This window comes from Mobilisporobacter senegalensis, from assembly GCF_003752155.1.
Classification (GTDB): domain Bacteria; phylum Bacillota; class Clostridia; order Lachnospirales; family Lachnospiraceae; genus Mobilisporobacter; species Mobilisporobacter senegalensis.
Window position 1 is genome coordinate 256,680 of the sequence record NZ_RJVG01000006.1, and the last position, 22,097, is coordinate 278,776.

General features: G+C 34.4%; 14 protein-coding genes. 1 reads left to right on the forward strand and 13 read right to left on the reverse strand.

All coding sequences use genetic code 11. The features are described from left to right. Positions 1 to 63 precede the first annotated feature (63 nt). From EDD66_RS11610 to EDD66_RS11640, 7 genes are all read right to left on the reverse strand, one after another. Positions 64 to 5,724, reverse strand: coding sequence for a PA14 domain-containing protein (locus EDD66_RS11610; RefSeq protein WP_123609751.1), 5,661 nt, complete (start codon positions 5,722 to 5,724; stop codon positions 64 to 66). A gap of 174 nt (positions 5,725 to 5,898) precedes the next feature. Continuing rightward, positions 5,899 to 7,758 (reverse strand): substrate-binding domain-containing protein, encoded by a 1,860-nt coding sequence (locus tag EDD66_RS11615; RefSeq protein WP_123609752.1) that lies wholly within the window; start codon positions 7,756 to 7,758, stop codon positions 5,899 to 5,901. Then, positions 7,748 to 9,571 (reverse strand): sensor histidine kinase, encoded by a 1,824-nt coding sequence (locus EDD66_RS11620; protein ID WP_123609753.1) that lies wholly within the window; start codon positions 9,569 to 9,571, stop codon positions 7,748 to 7,750. Before EDD66_RS11620 ends, EDD66_RS11615 begins: the two co-directional genes overlap by 11 nt. A gap of 125 nt (positions 9,572 to 9,696) precedes the next feature. Continuing rightward, positions 9,697 to 10,683 (reverse strand): galactofuranose ABC transporter, permease protein YjfF, encoded by a 987-nt coding sequence (yjfF, locus tag EDD66_RS11625; RefSeq protein ID WP_123609754.1) that lies wholly within the window; start codon positions 10,681 to 10,683, stop codon positions 9,697 to 9,699. Then, complete coding sequence (locus EDD66_RS11630) at positions 10,680 to 11,708, reverse strand: ABC transporter permease (RefSeq protein ID WP_123609755.1); 1,029 nt, start codon at positions 11,706 to 11,708, stop codon at positions 10,680 to 10,682. Before EDD66_RS11630 ends, yjfF begins: the two co-directional genes overlap by 4 nt. Continuing rightward, positions 11,701 to 13,221, reverse strand: a complete 1,521-nt coding sequence (locus EDD66_RS11635; protein ID WP_123609756.1) for a sugar ABC transporter ATP-binding protein — start codon at positions 13,219 to 13,221, stop codon at positions 11,701 to 11,703. Before EDD66_RS11635 ends, EDD66_RS11630 begins: the two co-directional genes overlap by 8 nt. Positions 13,222 to 13,454: 233 nt before the next feature. Beyond that, positions 13,455 to 14,486, reverse strand: a complete 1,032-nt coding sequence (locus EDD66_RS11640) for an ABC transporter substrate-binding protein (protein WP_123609757.1) — start codon at positions 14,484 to 14,486, stop codon at positions 13,455 to 13,457. Between the two features lie 373 nt (positions 14,487 to 14,859). On the opposite strand from EDD66_RS11640, the gene EDD66_RS11645 reads away from it, so the two are divergent. Then, the gene (locus EDD66_RS11645; RefSeq protein WP_243115347.1) at positions 14,860 to 15,468 is read left to right on the forward strand and encodes a uracil-DNA glycosylase family protein; all 609 of its coding nucleotides are present in this window, start codon (positions 14,860 to 14,862) and stop codon (positions 15,466 to 15,468) included. 68 nt (positions 15,469 to 15,536) lie between these two features. On the opposite strand, the gene EDD66_RS11650 is transcribed toward EDD66_RS11645, so the two are convergent. The 6 genes from EDD66_RS11650 to leuC all read right to left on the reverse strand — a co-directional run bounded on the left by EDD66_RS11650 (position 15,537) and on the right by leuC (position 21,996). Next, on the reverse strand, positions 15,537 to 17,543 hold the full coding sequence (locus EDD66_RS11650; RefSeq protein WP_123609758.1) for a methyl-accepting chemotaxis protein: 2,007 nt from the start codon (positions 17,541 to 17,543) through the stop codon (positions 15,537 to 15,539). A 62-nt stretch (positions 17,544 to 17,605) separates the two neighbouring features. Then, positions 17,606 to 18,826, reverse strand: a complete 1,221-nt coding sequence (locus tag EDD66_RS11655) for a response regulator transcription factor (protein ID WP_123609759.1) — start codon at positions 18,824 to 18,826, stop codon at positions 17,606 to 17,608. Positions 18,827 to 19,045: 219 nt separating this feature from the next. After that, a complete protein-coding gene (locus EDD66_RS11660; RefSeq protein ID WP_123609789.1) occupies positions 19,046 to 19,387 on the reverse strand; it encodes an MmcQ/YjbR family DNA-binding protein in 342 nt (113 codons plus the stop codon). Positions 19,388 to 19,411: 24 nt separating this feature from the next. Beyond that, positions 19,412 to 19,804, reverse strand: coding sequence for a hypothetical protein (locus tag EDD66_RS11665; RefSeq protein ID WP_123609760.1), 393 nt, complete (start codon positions 19,802 to 19,804; stop codon positions 19,412 to 19,414). A 392-nt stretch (positions 19,805 to 20,196) separates the two neighbouring features. Next, positions 20,197 to 20,685: a 3-isopropylmalate dehydratase small subunit gene (gene leuD / locus EDD66_RS11670; protein WP_123609761.1), complete on the reverse strand. Its 489-nt coding sequence runs from the start codon at positions 20,683 to 20,685 to the stop codon at positions 20,197 to 20,199. Between the two features lie 45 nt (positions 20,686 to 20,730). Then, a complete protein-coding gene (gene leuC, locus EDD66_RS11675; protein ID WP_123609762.1) occupies positions 20,731 to 21,996 on the reverse strand; it encodes a 3-isopropylmalate dehydratase large subunit in 1,266 nt (421 codons plus the stop codon). Between the last annotated feature and the right edge of the window lie 101 nt (positions 21,997 to 22,097).

A 22,097-nucleotide genomic window follows, 5' to 3' on the forward strand; every position in this document is an offset into this window, starting at 1 on the left:
ATAATGCCACAATTTTTTATTTACAACTATGCTTTATTTATTTATTACAGTTAAGTTAATATTTTATTTACCTTTACTAATATTACCCTTTGCTAAAGCTTTCATAACATCTTTAGAAGGTTCCTTTGGAAGCAAGACATAATCAGAGCCTTTATTTACTTCTAAAGTAATATATCCATCTTTCCCAACTTTATAACTATTATTTGGTAGTTCTTCTAATTTCTTAATCTTGTGATTGTAGGAATAAAGATATACTTTACTACTTGGCTTAATATAACTATCTGTTAAAGCATAAATTCTTACTTTAGCTGGAACTGGAAATTCTTCTTTATGATTAAAGGTAAGCACTACGCTTTTTGGTACAGAATTATTCTTATCTTTTTGTATTACTTTAACAATAAAATCCTTTTCTCTTAATTTTGATTTAGTTGGGGCTATTTGTAATGCCAGGTTAAGATCTGTTACTAAGCTCTTTGAAGCATTTAATGAAGATCCATCTATACTTATAGAATACAATTCTTTTCCCTTTGTATCTTCCAGGGATACTATTATTGATGTTTTATCTTTCTTGGCTGCCTCCAGAATCTCTTTGCTTAATATGAGTTTATGAATAGTCAAAAAGCTATTCTCTGGAATTTCCACATTAAAAATAATGTTTTTAATATTATCCTTATAAATTAATTCTATTGCTTCTTTCTTAGAAATATTTATTGTTACTTCAAATGGAATCTCTTTTAACGTAACTTTTGTTGCATCTTTTATCACTTCACTTAATTGTTCAGCCATCTTTGCTAAGATTTCCTCTTCCATTTTTACTCTTAGGCTGGCTTTCTCTTTCTCCAGATTAGTTACTGACTTTTCAAAAGAAATATCCATGATAGATAATATAATTTTCCCGTCTGCCCCAATTGTTATTTTAGTTGTAATTTTAGTTCCTATTACTTTGTCTGTAACAACACTTTCTATCTCTGTTACCTTGCTTCCACCTTCTTGGATTTTAACAATTATTGTGGTGACGATTTTTGTATTATTATCTTCTTTCGTTATAGTCCTGGAAGTATTGGTATTACTATTATTATTACCATGATCAACTGGGTCAGTAGGATAACTTGGTATACTGGCATTCTTTGTAATAAAGGAGAGGATACCTGGATCCGATTGATTTCCTGCTGCATCCATTGCAATAATTGTAGCGGTATATTTGGCACCAGCACCCAAACCATTCAATTGTATGCTTGCACCGCTTACTATATGAATCTGATTATCTTTATCTAAACTTACTTGATAACTGGTAACACCTACATTATCCGTTGATTCATCCCATGTTAATAAAGCTGTAGTCTCTTCAATATTTGAAGCTATAATATTATCTGGAATTGAAGGTTTCTCACGATCAATTAGAGCCCCATTTTTTGCTGTAGTAAATGTTATTATTCCAGGCTCTGATTGATTTCCTGCTTCATCTACGGCAATAATTGAAGCCGTATATTCTGTATCTTCAAATAAATTTATTAATTGAATACTTGAGCCGCTTACCACCCGAATCTGATCATCTTTATCCAAAGTTACCATATATCCTATGACACCTACGTTATCCGTTGAATCGTTCCATGATAATGTTCCTTGAGCAGCTCCAATATTCGTTACTATAATATTGGTTGGAGTTGATGGTTTTTGGGCATCTGGCTCTGACGTATTTATTTCAAATTCAGGAATCAAAGTTACTCTGTTACGAGGCATAATGAATGTAATTACTTCATTTATGGTATCTTCTTCACTTAATGTAACACCTTTGGCATTCCATTTTATGAACTTCATTCCAGTTGGAGCAATTGCTGTAACAGTTATTTCTTTTCCTATTTCATATCTATTATCAGGAGCTGCATCCTTTACAGAAGAATTTTCTACCGTTAATAAAGTATTTGCTGATAATTCATCCATAGCTGTCTTCAGGGATAAATATCGAATAGATAAAGCTAAATCAGAAGGATTTTCTTTTCTGGCAGTTTCTAAAGATGATGCAAATAATGTCCAGCTGTCTATTGAATATAAACTTTCTTCTTTTTCCTGTGCTTCATTAATTAAAGTATTCAGTTCTGCCTGAGTTCTTTTTGTTTTCTCTTCTGGAGGTTGATGTGCTTCCTGTACCCCAATATAATCAATATAAATATCACCACTTACATCTTCATTTTTTATAAATGTAATTTCATTACTACCTCCATTTAAAGTAACTCGATTACATGAATACATCCAATGCTGCCAATCTGTTTCTGTTTTATCAAAGCCTACTACAGCTGTTCTTATTCCATTAACATTAAGTACTAACGTACCTTTCTTTGGTGTAATATCAGGTATTTCAGCTTCCCATTCACCTCTGGGATCCGTATTGCTAATTGAAGCTTTTACACCATTGGCATAACGAACACGGATAAAATAATCACCAGCATTCTCTACATTCACATTGAATGTAACTTTAGCTCCATTTATTGCTGGAATTTTTACATATCCAGATCCTTGGAAACCCTTACTAAAATAGTCTTTGGAAGCTCCACCTTCATTCACTGCTGCCTCTGACTGGTATATTAATCCAAGCCCAGGATCCCCTGATGGCAAATTAATGAATTCATATGGAGAAACTGGTGTACCAAAGTTTGGTGTACCCTCTTCATTAAATGTAAATTGTTTGATACTTACTTGTCTCCAGGCATTATTATTGGTCGGATATACTTTTGAATGAAAAGCCATCCAATTCTCTGTTCCATCTGCCGACTTAAAGAAAGAAGCACGAGCCGGACCATATACTTCCTTTGTTCCATGAAATACATCCTGTTTACTAGACCAATTGTCTGGATTTAATATATCTTCTTTTGTATTATCAAAAGTATACATACCTAAATGATATCCTGTTGATTTAAAATTGCCATGGGATACAGTAATAAATAATCTATCACCATTTACAATTGCCCTGGGTCCCTCTCCTCCATCTGGTGGCAAGAAACTTCTATCATCAGATATTTTGATAGGAGATTCCATTCTGGCTAAAGCTGGCCCTCCAATCCCTGATTCTAAGGTGCCCCAGCATGCATATAACTGTCCTCTATATTCAAATACATTGAAATCATTTGCTTGTTGATTCACACCATTTGTTCCTGTATATAATACACCTCTATCAATCCATTCCCCTTGAGGGTCATCAGTAACTGATTCTAATACACATGCCATATGCCTCCAGTTGTAACCACTAAGTCCAACATCTGCACAATAATATATATACCATTTTCCATCAATAAAATAGAGTTCAGGTGCAAATAATCTTGATTCTATTCCATCTGAGTCATAAACCATTACTTTTTCACCCTGATCTAACAGCGATTTAGATTTTGACACATACATTTTATTATGCCCAGGATCATTGCTTGAGGAAACAAAATAATAATATCCATCATGATATGTAATAAATGGATCTTGGCCTTGATAAAGAGCATTATTAAATTGAGTTAATTCAGTTCCATCATTAGGCATTACAATATTTGCTTTAAATGCTGCAATTGCATTGTTAAGTGTTGCTGTCATTAATTTTAGATTCTCTGATGATTCATCAAAATCCTTCCAAGTTATGGCCGCCATAGAAATCACAGTTTCAAAGGAATACTTTGCTTCTGTATTTGTCTGTCCAACTTCTTCTCCCACTGTTGTATTGTTATTTAGAATCATAGCATCTATAAGTACTTGATATAGCTCATTACGTACTAAAGTCTTGTCATACCAAATACTATCTGGTGAGTATAGTACACTTGCAGGAATAACTTCTTTCTTCCCTTCCAGCTCCCAAAACAAATCCAGATTTGTTCTATTTTCTTCCAGTATAGCTTCCACTAATAAATGATAAGTTTTTCCCTTGGTGAGTGTAATTGAATCACTCATTGTTTCTACATAATCAATTGCATTTTCAAAACTTATTATATCCTCACTATCTAGAGCAACACGATAAGTGCCATTTGTGCCCAAGGATATCTTATACTCTCCTGTTTTAGCAGGTATCACTATTCCTGACCATTTTATCTTACTATTTTTAGTATCAGAATTGCATAGGTTTAATAAGGTATCAATATCTTCCTTATTATAATTTAATTGCTCTGATAAAATTTCACCTGTTTTTACTTCATTGCTTCCATCCTCATTGCATGCAAATACTTCTCCTCTTAATCCATGCTCTGTACTTGCAGGATATAAATAATCAGATGGTACAATAACTCTATTTTCAAAACCAGTTTGTGACCATTCCCATGTAAGATAAGTTCCACCATATCCTTGGAAAAACTCAATTCTTATATCATTCATTCCTTCATTTAGATGAATTACGTTACTTTCCTTTTGTATATCCCATTTTGCTTCCCAAAAATCAATTATTAACTCACCATTAACCCATAAACGAAATCCATCATCTCCAATCATATAGAAAGTATAGTCACCCTCTTGCTCTGCTTTTAATTGGCCGGTAAAACGAATTGAACCATATTCAGAAGAACCATTAAATTCTTTAAATAAATTACTCCATCCAAAACCTTTACTAATTTCAGGTATTACTTTTTCACCTTTTTTCTCATCCAAATAAGTTCCGCTAAAAATTTCTGCTAATAGTCCATGAATAACAGTATTATCATCTGGTAACTCTTTATTGCCCTGACGTAAACAACTAGTAGAAATTACTTCCAGAGGGCCATCTCCATTTTTCCAAGATAATTTCAAATTTGAGTTATCTTTTGCTTGAGCATAGTTGATCCGGATTTTATATAATTTCCCTTTTAGTAAGTGAATACTATTACTAATTAGTTCATTCGTAGAATTTAATTTCCATGAATCAATTGCTAATTGGTCATTAATCCATAATCGATAAGCATCATCACCACTCATGGCAAATTTATAATCCCCTGTTGCTTCTGGAACTATAAAACCATGTATAATCCCACTGGCATACTCTGTTCTTCCAATTGTATTTTGTAAAACCGCAGAAAGATCTGAACCATCCAGACTCTCTAAAACAGTTTTGCTTAGCTCTCCTTCAAATTTATAATCTATGATATTATTCGCATATTCTTTACACTTATAAATTTGTGCAGTGAGGCCTAAATCTTGTCTATCTTCTGGCTGAAAATAAGCACTTGCTGGAATCATTGCCTTTGATATACCAGCTTCTTCTGACTCCCAGTAAAACTGAAGCATGGCTCCTCCCCAGCCTTGAAGATATTCAATCTTAACATCATGAAAACCAGCTGTTAATTCAATCGGTTCACTTTGCTGCCAGACTTCCCATTCTCCTTTCCAAAAATCAATGATTAATTCACCATCAATCCATACTCTGAATCCATCATCCCCAAATCCATAAAAAGTATATAATCCCTGTCTATCTATTTTTAATCTACTTGTAAACCGAGCAGTACCATAGTCTCCACTACCATTAAAATACTGAAAATCCGGTCTTAAATCTGAACCATTTAATACATTTAAAGTCTTCTCGCCAGTCTTATTCTCAAAATTATAAAGTTCCATTGGACCGCCTCTGTATGCATTGGTGTGAAAGTATTCTGCTAATATTCCAGCTTGGGCTTCTAATGTTGATATAATTTCTTGCTGTGCATTTAATAAAGTTCCATTTAGCATTAATGAAAAAATCATACTCAAAATAATTCCGATACTTAGTATACTTTTCCTTATATTTCTCATGATTACTCCTCCTTATATTTCTTGACATATAATATGTCTAAATAAATTATACAATTTTTTACAAATATATCTTTACAATCTTGTGTTGATTATTTGTAAATTTTTAACAATTATGTGTTTTAAAAAAGCCCTGACGGATTATAATTCCATCAAGGCTTTATAAAGCATTTATCTTTAATATTTTCTACTGCTTAAAACATCTTTTGCTTCGTCCTGGGTGTATATTTTTTCATCTGTAATAATACGCAGTGGTAATTCTTTTCCATCCATCAGATCCTGTATCGCCTTCATAAGTTGTGGTCCAAGCAATGGACTGCACTCTACTACACAATTCAACTTCCCTTCTATCATAGCTTCAAATGCTTTTCTTGTGCCATCCACAGAAACTATTTTTACATCTTTGCCAGGCTCTATTTCATATGCCTCTAATGCCTTTATTGCTCCAAGTGCCATATCATCATTATGGGCAAAGATTGCATCGATATCCCATTCGTGTGTTTTCATGTATTCTTCTATCACTTCTTTTCCCCCTGCATAAGTGTAATCTCCACCTTTTGAATAAACTATCTCATAGCCTGAGTTATTATTTAATATTTCTTCAAATCCCTGTTTTCTTTCTACCGTAGGGGAAGCCTCTAATGTACCTTGTATCTCCAGTATATTAACAGCCTCTTCCTCTGCCGGAACATTCTCTTTGATCCAGCGCATGGCCCTTCTGCCCTCTTCAATAAAATCCGCACCAATGTAGGTTGAATAAAGAGAATCATCCTCAACCTCAACTTTTCGGTCTGATAATAAAACCGGAATTCCTGCATCTTTAGCTTCCTGTAATATTTCATTCCATCCATTATCAACAACAGGGGAAATCACAATTACATCTACTTTCATATCTATGAATTTCCTTATAGCAGCTATCTGCTTTTCCTGGGACTGATCAGCATCTTCATAAATCAAGTTAATTCCCAAATCTTTTGCTGCTTCTTTAATAGATCTTGTATTAGCCAGCCTCCATGCACTTTCACTTCCCAGCTGTGAATAACCGACATCTATGATCTCTTTATATTCATTCCGCGGCTTATTCTGATTTTCTACATAGGCTGTAACATTTTTCTGATTTACACTATGACATCTCAAAATAACTTGTTTGGGTACACCGCTTACTTTATTTAAAATATCGACTGCATATTGAATGGCTTCTTTTCCTCCGGTTGAGCAGGCAATGGTCGCATCAATCTTTCCCTGTTTCACAAGGTTGATTCCATCATTTTCTCCATTAAATCCGTCAATACCCACAATCTTTATATCATATCCTAATTTATTAATTGCATTATAGGCACCTAAAGCCATATAGTCGTTATGAGCAAAAATAATATCGATATCTTTTAATTGTTCTCCCATAGACAATACCATATCTTCTGCTTCATCTCTTAGCTCTGACTCTACACGTACTCTTTTAATATGTACATTCGGATATTTTGAGATAATACTTTCAAATCCGGAGCTCTTATCCTTACTTGCCTGGGACAACTGACTTCCGCATAATTCCAGAATAGCTCCTTTGTCCTTCCCTAAATGTTTAATAATATCTTCTCCTGCCTGTCTTCCAATTAATTTATTATCCGGTCCGATAAATAAAGTATAATCAAATCCTTCTACTGCCTTATCCATAACAATGACCGGAATCTGATCATAAACCTCACTAATAACGGGGGTCATTTCTTTCACATCGCTTGGGGATACGATCAGCAGATCAATCCCATAATCCAGCAATTTTTTCACATCTTTTTTCTGTTTTTCTGAATTAGAAGTTGCATCCGTAGTAATTAAACGAATATTAGAATGTTTACTAATTTCTTCATTCAACTCATTCATCAATACCAGGCGCCATGGTTCTCTCATATTTGCCTGTGATACCCCGATTACATAATCAATTTCTTGATAAGAAGAGCTTCTTAGATTACATCCTATATATAATGCACCAGAAAAACCCAACAATAGTAATAATGATATGATTTTTACTCTTTTACTTTTCATGGTAAATATTTTCCCCTTCTGCATTGGACATATTATAAAGCATTATGTTCCTGATGGTGATAATTATTTTGGTGCCTTCATTGATCCTGCTTTCTACTTTTACACTAAAATAATCGCCATATCTGATCCTAAGTCTTTCTTTAATATAAAATAATCCAAAACTTTGATTATCATCTAATTTTGTTGGCTGGTTTAATAAACGGTTTAATTCTTCTACTGTTTTTTCTTCCATTCCAGAGCCATCATCTTCAACACAGAATCTGACTGAATCTCTATCTAATCTTAGGGCTGTTATTAATAGATTCCCTTCGCCTCTTTTCGTTTTTATTCCATGATAAATTGCATTCTCTACAAGAGGCTGCAAAATTAATTTAGGCACCTCAAAATTCTCAATACTTTCATCTACTTCTATTTGATAATTTAACTTGCTGCGATAGCGTATCTTTTGAATATACAAATAATTAGATACATATTTGATTTCTTCAGCTATTTTTATGTAATCATTTCCATGACTTAAACCAATCCGGAACATGTTCGTCAATGCATCCACAAGTTTTACAATATCATCCGCTTCATATTCTCTTGCCATCCAGCTGATGGTATCCAGAGTATTATAAAGAAAATGTGGTTTTATCTGTTCTTGTAAGACCTTTAACTCTGCTTTCCTTTTATTTCTTTGTTCTATATAAACTAACTGTACTAATTTTTCAATCCTCATGATCATATGATTGAAATTTCTTCCAAGCTCACTGATTTCATCCTGGTAATACGCATTAAACCTGACGGATAGATCTCCCGATTCTGCCTTCTTCATAATCTTTTTCAGCTTTATGATAGGTTTTGTTATGGTTTGTGAGATCTTTAAAGAGAATATGATGATAGAGATTAGGACCACCCATAATATTCCAATTAAAATATACATCATGGTATACATGCTGCTCATTATCTCATCCTGGGAAAACACACCGACAATCTTCCATTTTGTATAGTCCGAATATTCACATCGTATCTGATATGTTTCATAATTTATCCTTGTAATAATGGGCTGACCTTCGTTTTCTTCAAACCAATCAGGATTCACGCGATATGTAATAGGATTAAGAGGAGTATAAACAACATGTTGATTATCATCAATGACGAAGACAAAACCTTTTTCACCAATGGTAATACTTTGAATGGACTCCTGAATGATATCATGACGTATATCCATGAGTATTACACCACAGACCTCTCCTGTATCTCTATTAATGATCGCTTTTGATACGGAGAACACATCGTCAACACTGTAGCTTTCATTTGTAACAATATTTCTTCCGGTCACATTACTAATGATCTGTATTTCATTCTGATTCTGGACCGCTTGTTTATACCATATTTCCTTGGTAAAAGAATCTCTGGATATTCTTGTCATTCCAGTACTTATATACATATCATTTTCTGTTGCAATTAAAATCCCTCCAATCTCTGGATGGGTATCAGCAATATTATACAGCATGTCAGAAATTGTTTCTTTCTCAAATTTCCATTCTATATCATCTTCTGTATAGATCTTATTAAAATCAACAGAATCAACTTCTTTATTAATATAGTTCGTTAACTTATCCAGAGAATTAATATATACTTCAATTGCAGTTTTTACTTGTCCAAGCATTTGATTGGTATGCTGTGAAATATTGTTCTGTACCTGATTTGTATAAACCAGAGTACTAATAATGGCAAAAATCAAAAAAGGAATGAGTCCAATGAATAGATAAGAGAGAATAATCTTACTACGAATTGTACAATTCATAATTTTATTCTTTATCCATTTCATGTACCCACCCCCTATAAAATTTAATCTATTAGGTAATCACTGTATCTGCCCCCAGACTTAAGTATGTACATAATCTGGGTCAAATATATATGTGTAATTATATTATATAATGAAAGTAATTACAATTATTTCCCTTTTTTCTTTTCTGCTTTAATTGATATGATTCTTTGTATGATTATAAATATACAAAGCAATGCAGCAATTGTAACTTTCGTCCACCAGGTATTCAGGTTCTCATATGTAACAATCGTTTGAATAATTCCCTGTATCAATACACCAATTGTAGTTCCAATCACGGTTCCAACGCCGCCTGTCAGTAAAGTTCCACCAATAACCGCAGAAGATATGGCATCTAATTCCAGACCAATATTTTGTAAAGAATAACCGGCCAGTGTATAAAAACTAAAAATAACTCCTGCAAGGGCTGCACAAAAACTATTAATTCCATACACTGCAATTTTCGTTCTGGCAACCGGAAGTCCCATAAGAACAGCTGATTGCTCATTGCCTCCCAGGGCATATACACTCCTTCCGAATTTAGTATATTTCAAAATATAGTAAGCGCCTCCAATTACTATGAATGTAATAAATACATAGTAATAGATTTTTGCCCTGCCAATGAGAATCTTATTGAGGGCTGCCGCTTTGTAAAATTCATTTGATATTGGAATGGATTCTGTACTAATCACCGCACACAATCCTCTCATAAGAAATTGTCCCGCTAACGTTACTATAAAAGGCTGTAATTTAAAATAATGGATGATACTTCCCATACCTAATCCTAAGCCAAGCCCGATAGATAACACAATGGGGATTACAACAACTGCCGGAACTCCTCCTCTTAGTAAACTTGCTGATAATACACAGGTAAATGCAATAGTAGAGGCTATAGATATATCAATACCTCCTGTCAGCAATACAAAAGTTGTACCTACCGCAGCTATTATTAAATAGGCATTATCATTAAATAAATTAAAAAAAGTTGACAAAGAAAAGAATCTATCATATCGAAGTGAGCCCCCAATAAATAAGCTTAGAAATAAAATGATTGTTATTAAGAGAGATACATTACTAAAGCTTATCTCTCCTTTTGCTTTTATTCTGCTTTTCATGCTCCAGCCACCACCTTTTCTCTTCTGAATATTTTTATGACTGTGTCCTTAAATTCCTTCGATTGTGACAGGCAGATAATAACAACCAAAATCGCTTTCACTACCTGGGTTATTTCAGGAGCAACTCCCAAAGCATATACCATGGTAGTAATGCTTTGAATAATCAACGCACCAAAGATACTGGCCGGAATAGAGAATTTACCTCCGTTTAGTGAAGTTCCACCAATTGCAACTGCAAGGATTGCATCCATCTCAATCATCAGACCTGCATTATTACAGTCAGCCCCTTTAATTCCTGCACTTTCAATTAACCCGGCTCCCGCAGCCAAAGTTCCGGAAACGGCGTACACTAAAAGTTTAATCAGACCTACATTGATACCTGCAAATTTACTGGCAGCGGAATTGCACCCAGTGGCTTCTAAAAATAATCCAAATGCTGTTCTTTTGGTAAAAAGTAATGTGATTATTACAATGAACAATACTACATATACAGGAAATGGGATTCCCAGGATATAACCACCATTTATGAAATAGTAAGTATCCGAACTTACAGTCACTATTTTTCCTTTTGTTATAAGCTGGGCAATTCCCCTTCCTGCAACCATAAGAATCAGGGTGGCTACAATCGGCTGAATTTTTATTTGTGCAACTAAAATACCATTCCAGATCCCACATAAAACTCCTGCTAAAAGTGCAAGAATAATAGCTGCTACAACATTTCCGCCCAATCCCGGCAGAATAGCTCCACTTACGATACTACATGCTACAGCTCCACTGATCGCCATAACAGAACCTACTGAAATATCCGTACCACCGGTTGCGATGACCATAGTCATTCCAGTTGCCAGAAGCATAAGTTTACTGCCATTTCGGATAATATCTATAATCCTTCCGTACAAATGTCCATCTACGATTTTCATCTCCAGAAAAGTCCCTCCGGAAATAATAGTATTAAATATTAAAATCGCCACAAATATAGCAAATGGTAAAAAAGCTTGATTTTTTGTTATTTTACTCTTATTCATCCTTATCGCCTCCTGCTATATGATGCATAATCGCTGCCTGAGAAATTTCTCTTCCTTTTAATTCCATGACTTTTCTCATATCTCTTAAGATAACCATACGTCCACAGCATCTTAACATTTCATCTATTTCAGAAGAAATAAATATCACTCCCATTCCCTGCTTTGCCAGATCAATAACAATCTTGAGGATTTCTGCCTTTGTACCAATATCAATTCCTCTGGTAGGTTCATCTAACATTAGCAGGTTCGGATCAGTGGCCAGCCATCTGGCAAGAATTACTTTCTGCTGATTTCCTCCACTGAGATTCTTGATCTTTTGATCTTTGGATGGAGTTTTTATCTCTAATTTTTCAATATACTCATCTGCAATTCTACTTGCTTCTCTTTTTGAAATAGACTTGAATAAACCTTGTTTTGCCTGTAAGGCCAGAATGATATTATCCCGAATGGATAAGTCTCCGACAATTCCCTCGGTTTTTCTATTTTCAGGACAAAAAGCAATTCCGTTTTTTATAGCAGCTAAAGTATTTTTTAGGAATATTTTCTTCCCTTTGATTTCAATCGTCCCTTTTTCCAAGGAATCAATTCCAAATATTATTCTTGCAATTTCTGAACGTCCTGAACCAAGTAATCCTGACAACCCCAATACTTCTCCTTGCCTGATACTTAAATCCAGGTTCTTTATTGTTCCAAGACCAGATACTTCCTTTAATTCTAAGAATGTATCACCGCTATTGTATTCTTCTTCATAACTGACCATCGTTCTATTCAACTGAGCATAATCTTTTCCTATCATTTTCCCTACCAATTCCACTTTTGGTAAGTTTGCTGTTTCATAAGTGCCTACATATTCGCCATTTCGAAGTACTGTAATACGGTCAGTGATTTCATAAACCTGATCGATAAAATGTGTAACAAATATAATTCCCATTCCATCCTTCTTTAAGCGCCTCATGATTTCAAATAATTTATTAACTTCATTGGTCGATAAGCTGGAAGTCGGTTCATCTAAAATCAATACTTTTGCTCTAATATCACATGCTCTTGCAATAGCTATCATTTGCTGGATTGCAACAGAATACTGATCCAGATCCTTTGTGACATCAATATCCAGATCAAATTTTTCTAATAGGATTCTTGCATTGACATAAATGGTTTTCCAATCGATTCGTCCCTTTTTTCTTGGTTCCCTTCCAATATAAATATTTTCTGCTACTGATAGATTTGGACACAAATTTACCTCCTGATAAACAGAACTAATGCCAATTTTTTGCCCTTCCTGAGGAGTTTTGGGATAGATCTCTTTCCCCTCAAGGGTGATTAATCCAGTATCCCGTTCTTCAACACCAGTAAGAACTTTAATTAATGTAGATTTTCCCGCCCCATTTTCTCCAAGGAGTGCATGTATTTCTCCACCTTGTAATTGGAATCTGACATCTTTTAAGGCAATTACAGCTGATGTATAACTTTTAGAAATATGATGCGCTTCTAATAAATAGTTTTGTGTACTCATATAATACCTACCTTTCCATTTTATCTGATGACTACCAGCTGTAAAACTCCCGCTTTTAAAGTGGGAGATAACAGCTGCTACGTCCCTAGATAAGTTCAACTAAGATTCAGATGTGATAAAAACCACACCTGAATCAAGTTTCACTTTATGTGTAAACTCTTTGTCAAGCTGGAAAACCACCCTGGTATTTAAAATGGAAAGTGGCAAGCCACTTTCCATTGTCACTGAACAAATTAATATTTACGATTTGGCAAATCATCTGCAGCTGTTTCCTGGCGATAAATTCCTTCTTCCGATTTAATCCATTTATCAACAGTTTCCCCTGCCTTTAATTTTCTACAAGTGTCAAAGAATTGTTCTCCTAATAATGGATTACATTCTACAGTAACGTTTGCTTCTCCTGCTGCCATAGCTTCAAAAATACCTTTAACGCCATCGACGGATACCGTTTTAATATCTACACCAGGTTTTAGCCCAGCTTCTTTAATCGCTTCAATAGCACCAAGCATCATGTCATCATTATGAGCATATACACCTTTAATATCTGAGCCATATGTCTTTAGGAAAGATTCCATAACTTCTTTTCCTTTTGCTCTTGTAAAATCACCGGTCTGTGATTCTAAAATTTCAATATTCGGATGATTTGCTGCAATTTCATCATCAAAACCTTTTTTACGGTCATTTGCTGCAGAAGCACCTACCGTACCTTCAAGTTCAACGATTTTACCTTCATCACCAAGTAATGTAGCCATTTCGATTGCTGCATTCTTACCTTCTTCAATGAAATCTGAACCAATAAATGTTGAATATAAGCTTTCATCTACTTTAGCCATACGATCAACTAATACGATTGGGATTCCTGCATCTTTTGCCTCTGTAAATACCGCATCCCATCCTGTTTCAACAACTGGAGCTAAACCAATAACGTCTACACCCATTTCAATAAATGACTTAATTGCTTTGATTTGATTTTCTTGTTTTTGTTGAGCATCTGCAAATTTTAAATCGATAGTATCTACATTTTGTCCTGCATAGAATTGAATAGATGCTGTTTCAGCATCACGCCAGCCAGATTCCTGTCCAATTTGAGCGAAGCCGACCACTAATTTATCATTCCCGGATTTTTCTTCCTTTGGTGCTTCCGCTTCTTCCTCTACCTTAGTTTCAGGTTCTGTAGAGACAGGAGTTTCTTTCTGTCCACAGCCAACAAATAATGCTGCTACCATTGAAGTACACAATAGGATGCTTAATAACTTTTTCTTCATAAAATATCCTCCTTTATTTTGGGTATTTCTACCTTTGATAAACTCATTATAGTGATATTCCTTTTTAAAGTCTTTACGAAAAGATGAGAATAGTTTACAAATATTTAGCACTGGGGTTAGGTATATAATGATATATCATATATGACGCTTTGCCCTGGGAGTATTAGAGCCAAGGGGGAGAAATATCTTTCAAAAGTATTGTTACAGCTAAACAATTTTCTGCATGGCTGAACTGTACGAAATATTACTAGGGCAAATTCTCTTTTATAATGTGTTAGAAAATGGTAGTTTTTTAATTTTTAATATAGTACAATAATTCTAAATAGTTGGTAAATATCAGATATAACGAACGAATATGAGAGGATGATATAAAGTGATAATTGATGAATATTTAGCAAAAGTAGTAAACAGTTTGCCGGAACATCCAGAGTTTATGCCTTCAAATGTTGATGTAAAGGCAGAACAAATTAAAATGATAATGATTAATGAAGCAATGCCTGATAATATTGAGGATTATTTTTATAGCCCGGCGAAAACAGCAGAATTTGCATGTGCAGCAGTTGAGCTCTTTAATAAAGCCGGCAAAGAGGTAAATAAAATAGATGATATTCTTAATATGGGAATTTATATAACAAGCGCTGTAAAATGCCCAAAGAAAGATTCTATCATTCCGGGTACAATTATAAAAGAACATTCTTTTCTATTAGAAGAAGAGCTTAAGTTATTCCCAAATTTAAAGGTAATAATGTTAATGGGGGATGTAGCCAAAAAATCCATGAATATGATTTCGAAACGTACTACAAAAAAGAATGTCATTCCTTCAATTGCTACCTATAAGATCAGACAGGATGATTTCTTTTATAAGGACATACAAGTTATCCCTTCTTATATCATGACAGGGCCTAATCTTCTAATTGAGAAAAGTAAAGTGACTATGATAGTTGAAGACATTCAAAAGGGGCTTAGAATATTAAATTTATAGCAGAAGGAAAAGATTAGATACCCAGAATAAAAATTTAGCACCTGGCCTTAAGGTCAGGTGCTATCTTTCTATACTTCTTTTAAACTAAATTTCATAACTAAATCATTTAAATGATTCATTTGATCTGTTAATTGTTCACTAATTGCGGAACTTTCTTCTGCTGTTGCAGCATTTTCTTCCACAATTGCTGATATTTCTTCCACTTCTTTTGATACTTTGCCCATTGCCTGAGCCTGTTTCATAGAATCACCGGTAATCTTATTCACATATTCTGTTATGTTGCTCGTTGCTTCAATTATCCTGCCAAGTGATTCTGTGGCATTATCCGCTATTTTATTTCCATTCTGTGATAAATAGATGGTATTACTGATTAATTCTGTTGTCGTTTTTGTTGCCTGCGCGCTCTTCGCGGCAAGCTGCCCCACATTCTCTGCAATAACCGTAAATCCTTTTCCTGCTTCTCCGGCTCTTGCTGCTTCTATGGCAGCATTTAAAGCAAGCAAGTTTGTTTGATCAGCAATTTCCTCAATCTCTTTTATAATATAACTTATTTTTGTGGAAGCTTCATCTATCTGATGCATATATTGGACAACTTCCATCATCTGGGTTTTCCCCTGCTCAATAACTTCTCGTGCATTGTTTACCATTTCTGTTGCATTCTGGGCACTTTTTGAGTTACTCTCAATCTGCAACGTGATATTATTAATGGTATTATTAACCTTTGATACGGAGATTGCCTGCCCAGTTGCTCCTTCAGATAGAAATTGTGCTCCTTCTAATACCTGATTTGAATTCTTTGCGACTGATTCAGAAGAATTTTGTATTTGCCGCAGTGTATTATTCAGCTCATTCACAATATCTAAAATTGCAATCTTAATTGGTGCAAAATCCCCACTATATTCCCTTGTGATACTGATATCAAAATTACCTTCTGACATTCTTTTTAAACAATATTTAATATCTGTGATCACATTATGTAGTTCTTCAATTGTTTTAGCGATCTGTGCCGCAAGTATTGCTCCTTCTTCCTGTGACGTAATGGTTGGGATCTCTGTTGTCAGATCTCCACCAGATAACAATTTAATACGATCAGTACATAAAGTAATTGGTGCAGTAATGATACCAGCCATCTTCCTGACTGCCAAATTCACAAGATACAATATTGCTAACGTTATTAATATAATGATAAATACTGTTAAATATATACTTTGAGTAAATTCAAAGGAAGAAGCAGATACACCTATGCTCCATCCATTTGAGTTCAAAATTGGTGCATAAGATTCTATTTTTCTCTTTCCATCTGAATAATATTGTTCAAAACCTTTTTCGCCCCGAATCATCTTTTGCTGAATAGATGCTATTTTCTTATAGGAAGGATTCTTTTTTGATAATTCAATGGGGTTATGTTGCTCCAGAACCTTCTCTATGTCATTGTGGGCTATAATATCACCATTTTTATTAATGATATAACCACTGCCTGTCTTCCCAATATTGATTTGTTTTACTAAATCACTTAATATTGTCGCATCCCCTACTACAATTATCATCCCTTTAAACAAATCGTCTTTTACAATGGGTGCAGTAAAAACCGTTGATAATTCTCCAGTTTCTTTTGAGATGATAAGATCTGCCACTTCTGGCTTTAAATTAGTTTTAGAATCTATAAAATATTGTTCCTTTGAGACATCACTGCCGTTACTGCATAAACCGTTTGCATCACAATAAGTGGCAGAAATAAATCCATTCCGCTTTACAAATCTCTCTAAACGGTTCCTGCATATAATATCTTCTGCATTCACATAATCCGTATCAAAAGTACTATCATATGCCAATTCAGAAATCATATTGAGATACCCTTCAAGTTTGCTGGATACGTCATCAGCTGCAATCTGGGCTGTCACTGTCATATTCTTTTCAAGCAGATTAATCGTACCAAAATAGTTAGCCATAATTGCACAGCCGCTAATTAAGAGAATTGCTATTGTTAATATAGAAATTGTATTCTTTCGTATGATTGTTCTAATACTCTTTAGATCTTTCCTGCTGTTCTTTTTATCTTTTAGTAACCGTTTCAAATTATATCCTCCTCGTTTGTATTATTTATCAATTATCTTTTGAGTATTTGGTCTATAATTTTTTAATTATAATTTATATTTTTATCTAATACATTTTTTCTATAATCAACTGGTGACATTCCCGTTTCCTTTTTAAAAACGCTGCTGAAATAATGTTGGGAAGAATATCCTACTTTTTCTGCAATTTCATATATTTTCATGTCATGTTGGCATAGTAATTCAATGGATTTACGGGTGCGGACTCTTGTAAGATAATCAACAAATGTAATTCCCACTTCTTTTTTAAAGAGCCTGCTTAGATGCTGTGGTGACAGATTCATATAATCTGCCATATCTAATAAAGAAAAGTCCTCCTTATTATAATTTTTCTCAATATACTCTTTCGCAATTTTAATTGGATTTGGACATTTTACAATTTCATTCATATTTCTGGTAAGAACTCTGTAATGACTTAGAATTTCCTGGTATTCTCCCCCGACTTCCTGAAGCATTATGATCTTCGCCGGTAAATATGCAGAAACTGTTTCATAGTATTTATTATTTATCTCATTTAAATTACTTCTATTTATACTTTCTGATATTAATACCAGATTGTTATTACTATCCCGGAATGAATAAATAGGTGATAATTCTTCAAAAACTTCTTTTGCTATGTTTTCCGCTGCGTAATATAATAAATCGTTATCCCATTTATCCTCCACCTCTCCATTTTCCATATATTCTAAATGAATTAAAGTGATAAGAAATGGATTCGGTAATTTAATGGATAAATAGTCTGCCTTTTCTAAAAAATCTATATTACTGTAATGTCCTTTTAACCATTTATTGATGGTATCTGTAATAATCTTTGTACTATTGTCATTCAATAATTTTTTAGCCTGATCAATATACTTTTGCCCGGAATTCTTCTCTTCTATTATTTTGATCACTTTATCAAGTGAATAATTAAAAGTCTCCTCCATAAGGGGCTTTAGTAGATATTCATTCACACCGAGCCTTAAAGCCTGCCTGGCATATTCGAAATCATCATATCCGGTTATTATGATCACTACAGCATTGGGTTGAATTTCTTTTAATTTCTCGATAAATTGGAATCCATTCAGAAATGGCATATTAATATCCACAAATAATACATCTAACTGTGTTTTTTCTGCTATTTCCAATGCAATTTCTCCATCTTCAGCTTCAGCTACTACTTCTATTGTGTCATATTTTTTCAATAGCCTTATAATTCCTCTGCGAATAATATCTTCGTCATCAGCCACTAATGCTCTATAAGTCATTGTGCAATCCCCCTAACCCTAATACATGCCAATACTTAATTAATACTTTAGTATTGCTAGTGAATCTTGATCTGCCCATATTTAACACATTAATTATATCATTGATTTCAGTATAAAGGCTTTGCAAAATTTTAACTTTAGTGTTTAAATATTTGCTTAACCATTTTAATTATATACAAAAAAGGAAGTCTGAATGACTCCCTTCACAATGAGATATATTTATTTTTTCTTCTTTGGCTTGACTAAATCATAACTTTCCAACAATAATCTTTCTATATCCTTATCTGGAACTGAACCATCCATGATTATGGTATTCCAGTATTTTTTATTCATATGATAGCCTGGGATAATAGATGAATAAGCATTTCTCCAAAAATCAATCCATTCCGGATCGCATTTTATATTAATCCATAAATAATCAGACCTGTTAAAAACCATGGCAAATGTCTTTTTATTTCCAAAGCAGCGCATCACCGTTACATTACTATCGTGGAATGGATAATCCTCATAAGTGCCAGGAAAAGAAAGACAATATTTAATTATATCCTCTCTGGTATTCATACTTACACCTACTAACACTTTTGATTATGTCCTCTTTATAAATTCTGTTCTGCACTTTGGACAAGTAATACAGATCTTACCTTTGCCTCTGGGTACGCGTATGGTTGTCTTACATTTCGGACAAGTGTAATATTTATGAGTTTTCGTTCCGGTCACATTTCGTTTACCCTTTAGAAATTTGCCCTTTACAGTATTTATAAACATAGTATACTGATAATTCTCTTTCATACGCTTATTAATATCTTTGGATAAAATACGATAAATGGCATATATAAAAGGAATATAAGAAACTGTAATTAATATGTTGCTACGAGTCAGAGTTCCAATAAGAGAAATTACCAATGAAAGAATTACTAACCCTTGGGAAAACTGATCAAAACCATATCTACCAGACATAAACTGTCTAAACCGATTCATTTTCTTCACCTCATGTCCAATATACAATATTCTGAGGATTTATTCCATAAAAAAACTATAAACAATCTATTATATTTTGATACAGTTCAGCCATGCAGAAATCAACTTAGAAATAGCCCGTGGGTGCTTGCACACTAAGGGTAATTTCTAAGTTGATTTCTATATGGCGCTCTGCCTAAGCGAGATGCAGCAAAGCGAAATCGAGCTTATGGCTGAACTGTAATTTATAATATATTTAGCTACTAAATCGCACACTAAGGGTAATTTCTAAGTTGATTTCTATATGGCGCTCTGCCTAAACGAGATGCAGCGTAGCAAAATCGAGCTTATGGCTGAACTGTAATTTATAATATATTTAGCTACCAAATTATACACTAAAGACAATTTCTACATTAATTCTTCTCATTAATATAATTAATCAGTCCTTCTGCTTTAATTATCTTTTGCATAAATTCCGGAAATGCCTGACCTGTATACTCTGTTCCTTTGGTTTTATCATAGATGATACCACTATCAAAATCGACTTCAACTTCATCTCCAGCTTCAATGTCTCTGGCAGCTTCCGGACATTCGATAATGGGAAGACCAATATTGATTGCATTGCGATAAAAGATCCTTGCAAATGTTTCGGCAATAACACAGCTGATCCCTGCTGCTTTAATAGCAATTGGAGCATGTTCTCTTGATGAACCGCAACCAAAGTTTTTATTGGCAACCATGATATCACCTGGTTTTACTCTATTTACAAAATCTTTATCGATGTCTTCCATACATTTCTTCGCAAGTTCTGCCGGATCTGATGAATTCAAATATCTAGCTGGTATGATTACATCCGTATCCACATTATCACCATATTTGTGTACTATACCTCGTGCTTTCATATATGACCTCCTAATATATATTCTGTAAGGCTGTTCTTTCCAAATCTATAGACCTAATTCCTCTGGACCTGAAATCTTACCGGTTACCGCACTGGCTGCCGCTACAGCCGGGCTGGCAAGATAAACTTCTGAATCTACATGACCCATTCTACCTACAAAATTACGGTTGGTAGTTGCAACTGCCCGTTCTCCTGCGGCTAGAATTCCCATATGCCCTCCCAGGCACGGTCCACAAGTTGGAGTACTCACAACTGCTCCTGCTTTAATGAAAGTTGCTAATAACCCTTCTTCCATAGCTTGGAGGTAAATTGCTTGTGTTGCCGGGAATATAATAACTCTCATCCCTTTTGCAACCTTCCGTCCCTTTAATACTTTCGCCGCAATTCTCAAATCATCAATACGTCCATTGGTACAAGAGCCAATTACAACCTGGTCAATTTCAATCTCTCCTACTTCATCAATGGATCTTGTATTTTCAGGAAGATGGGGAAATGCAATGGTCGGTCTTAACTGGGATAAGTCGATGGTATAAGTTTCATCATACACTGCATTTTCATCCGCTTCATATGCTGTGCATTCTTTGGTTGAATGTTCTTTCATATATTCTATTACCTGCTCATCTACTGGAAAGATTCCATTCTTGGCACCGGCTTCGATTGCCATATTAGCCATAGAAAAACGGTCATCCATAGATAGATTTTTAATTCCATCTCCAACAAACTCCATGGATTTATAGAGTGCACCATCCACACCTATCATTCCAATAATATGTAAGATCACATCTTTACCGCTTACCCATTCAGCCGGTTTCCCAGTAAGAATAAACTTGATGGCACTAGGTACTTTAAACCATGCTTTTCCTATTGCCATACCTGCTGCCATATCCGTACTTCCCACTCCGGTTGAAAATGCTCCAAGAGCTCCATAAGTACAAGTATGGGAATCTGCACCGATCACTACATCTCCAGCAACAACCAATCCTTTTTCTGGTAACAAAGCATGTTCTATCCCCATCTCACCAATTTCAAAGTAATTTGTAATATCATGATCTTTTGCGAATTCACGTACGCACTTACAATGTTCTGCTGATTTTATATCTTTATTGGGAGTAAAATGATCAGGAACTAATGCAATCTTATCTTTATGAAATACACCTTTTGTATTCATCTTTTCCATCTCACGGATTGCCACTGGAGCAGTAACATCATTTCCTAAAACTAAATCTAAATCGGCTTCGATTAATTGCCCGGCATGCACTTGGTCTAAACCTGCATGAGCAGCCAATATCTTCTGTGTCATGGTCATTCCCATAGATTATTCCTCCTAGAAACTTTATGTTGATATTATAGCATATTCTTTGTTATAATAGAAATACATATAATGAATGATTACTATGAATTCAGGTTATAAAG

Coding starts and splice junctions, on each gene's coding strand:
- EDD66_RS11635 (WP_123609756.1), bottom strand. CDS start 13,221: ATGAGTACACAAAACTATTTATTAGAAGCGCATCATATTTCTAAAAGT.
- EDD66_RS11615 (WP_123609752.1), bottom strand. CDS start 7,758: ATGAAAAGTAAAAGAGTAAAAATCATATCATTATTACTATTGTTGGGT.
- leuD (WP_123609761.1), bottom strand. CDS start 20,685: ATGAAAGCACGAGGTATAGTACACAAATATGGTGATAATGTGGATACG.
- EDD66_RS11610 (WP_123609751.1), bottom strand. CDS start 5,724: ATGAGAAATATAAGGAAAAGTATACTAAGTATCGGAATTATTTTGAGT.
- EDD66_RS11630 (WP_123609755.1), bottom strand. CDS start 11,708: ATGAATAAGAGTAAAATAACAAAAAATCAAGCTTTTTTACCATTTGCT.
- EDD66_RS11655 (WP_123609759.1), bottom strand. CDS start 18,826: ATGACTTATAGAGCATTAGTGGCTGATGACGAAGATATTATTCGCAGA.
- leuC (WP_123609762.1), bottom strand. CDS start 21,996: ATGGGAATGACCATGACACAGAAGATATTGGCTGCTCATGCAGGTTTA.
- EDD66_RS11665 (WP_123609760.1), bottom strand. CDS start 19,804: ATGAATCGGTTTAGACAGTTTATGTCTGGTAGATATGGTTTTGATCAG.
- yjfF (WP_123609754.1), bottom strand. CDS start 10,683: ATGAAAAGCAGAATAAAAGCAAAAGGAGAGATAAGCTTTAGTAATGTA.
- EDD66_RS11620 (WP_123609753.1), bottom strand. CDS start 9,571: ATGAAATGGATAAAGAATAAAATTATGAATTGTACAATTCGTAGTAAG.
- EDD66_RS11640 (WP_123609757.1), bottom strand. CDS start 14,486: ATGAAGAAAAAGTTATTAAGCATCCTATTGTGTACTTCAATGGTAGCA.
- EDD66_RS11660 (WP_123609789.1), bottom strand. CDS start 19,387: ATGAATACCAGAGAGGATATAATTAAATATTGTCTTTCTTTTCCTGGC.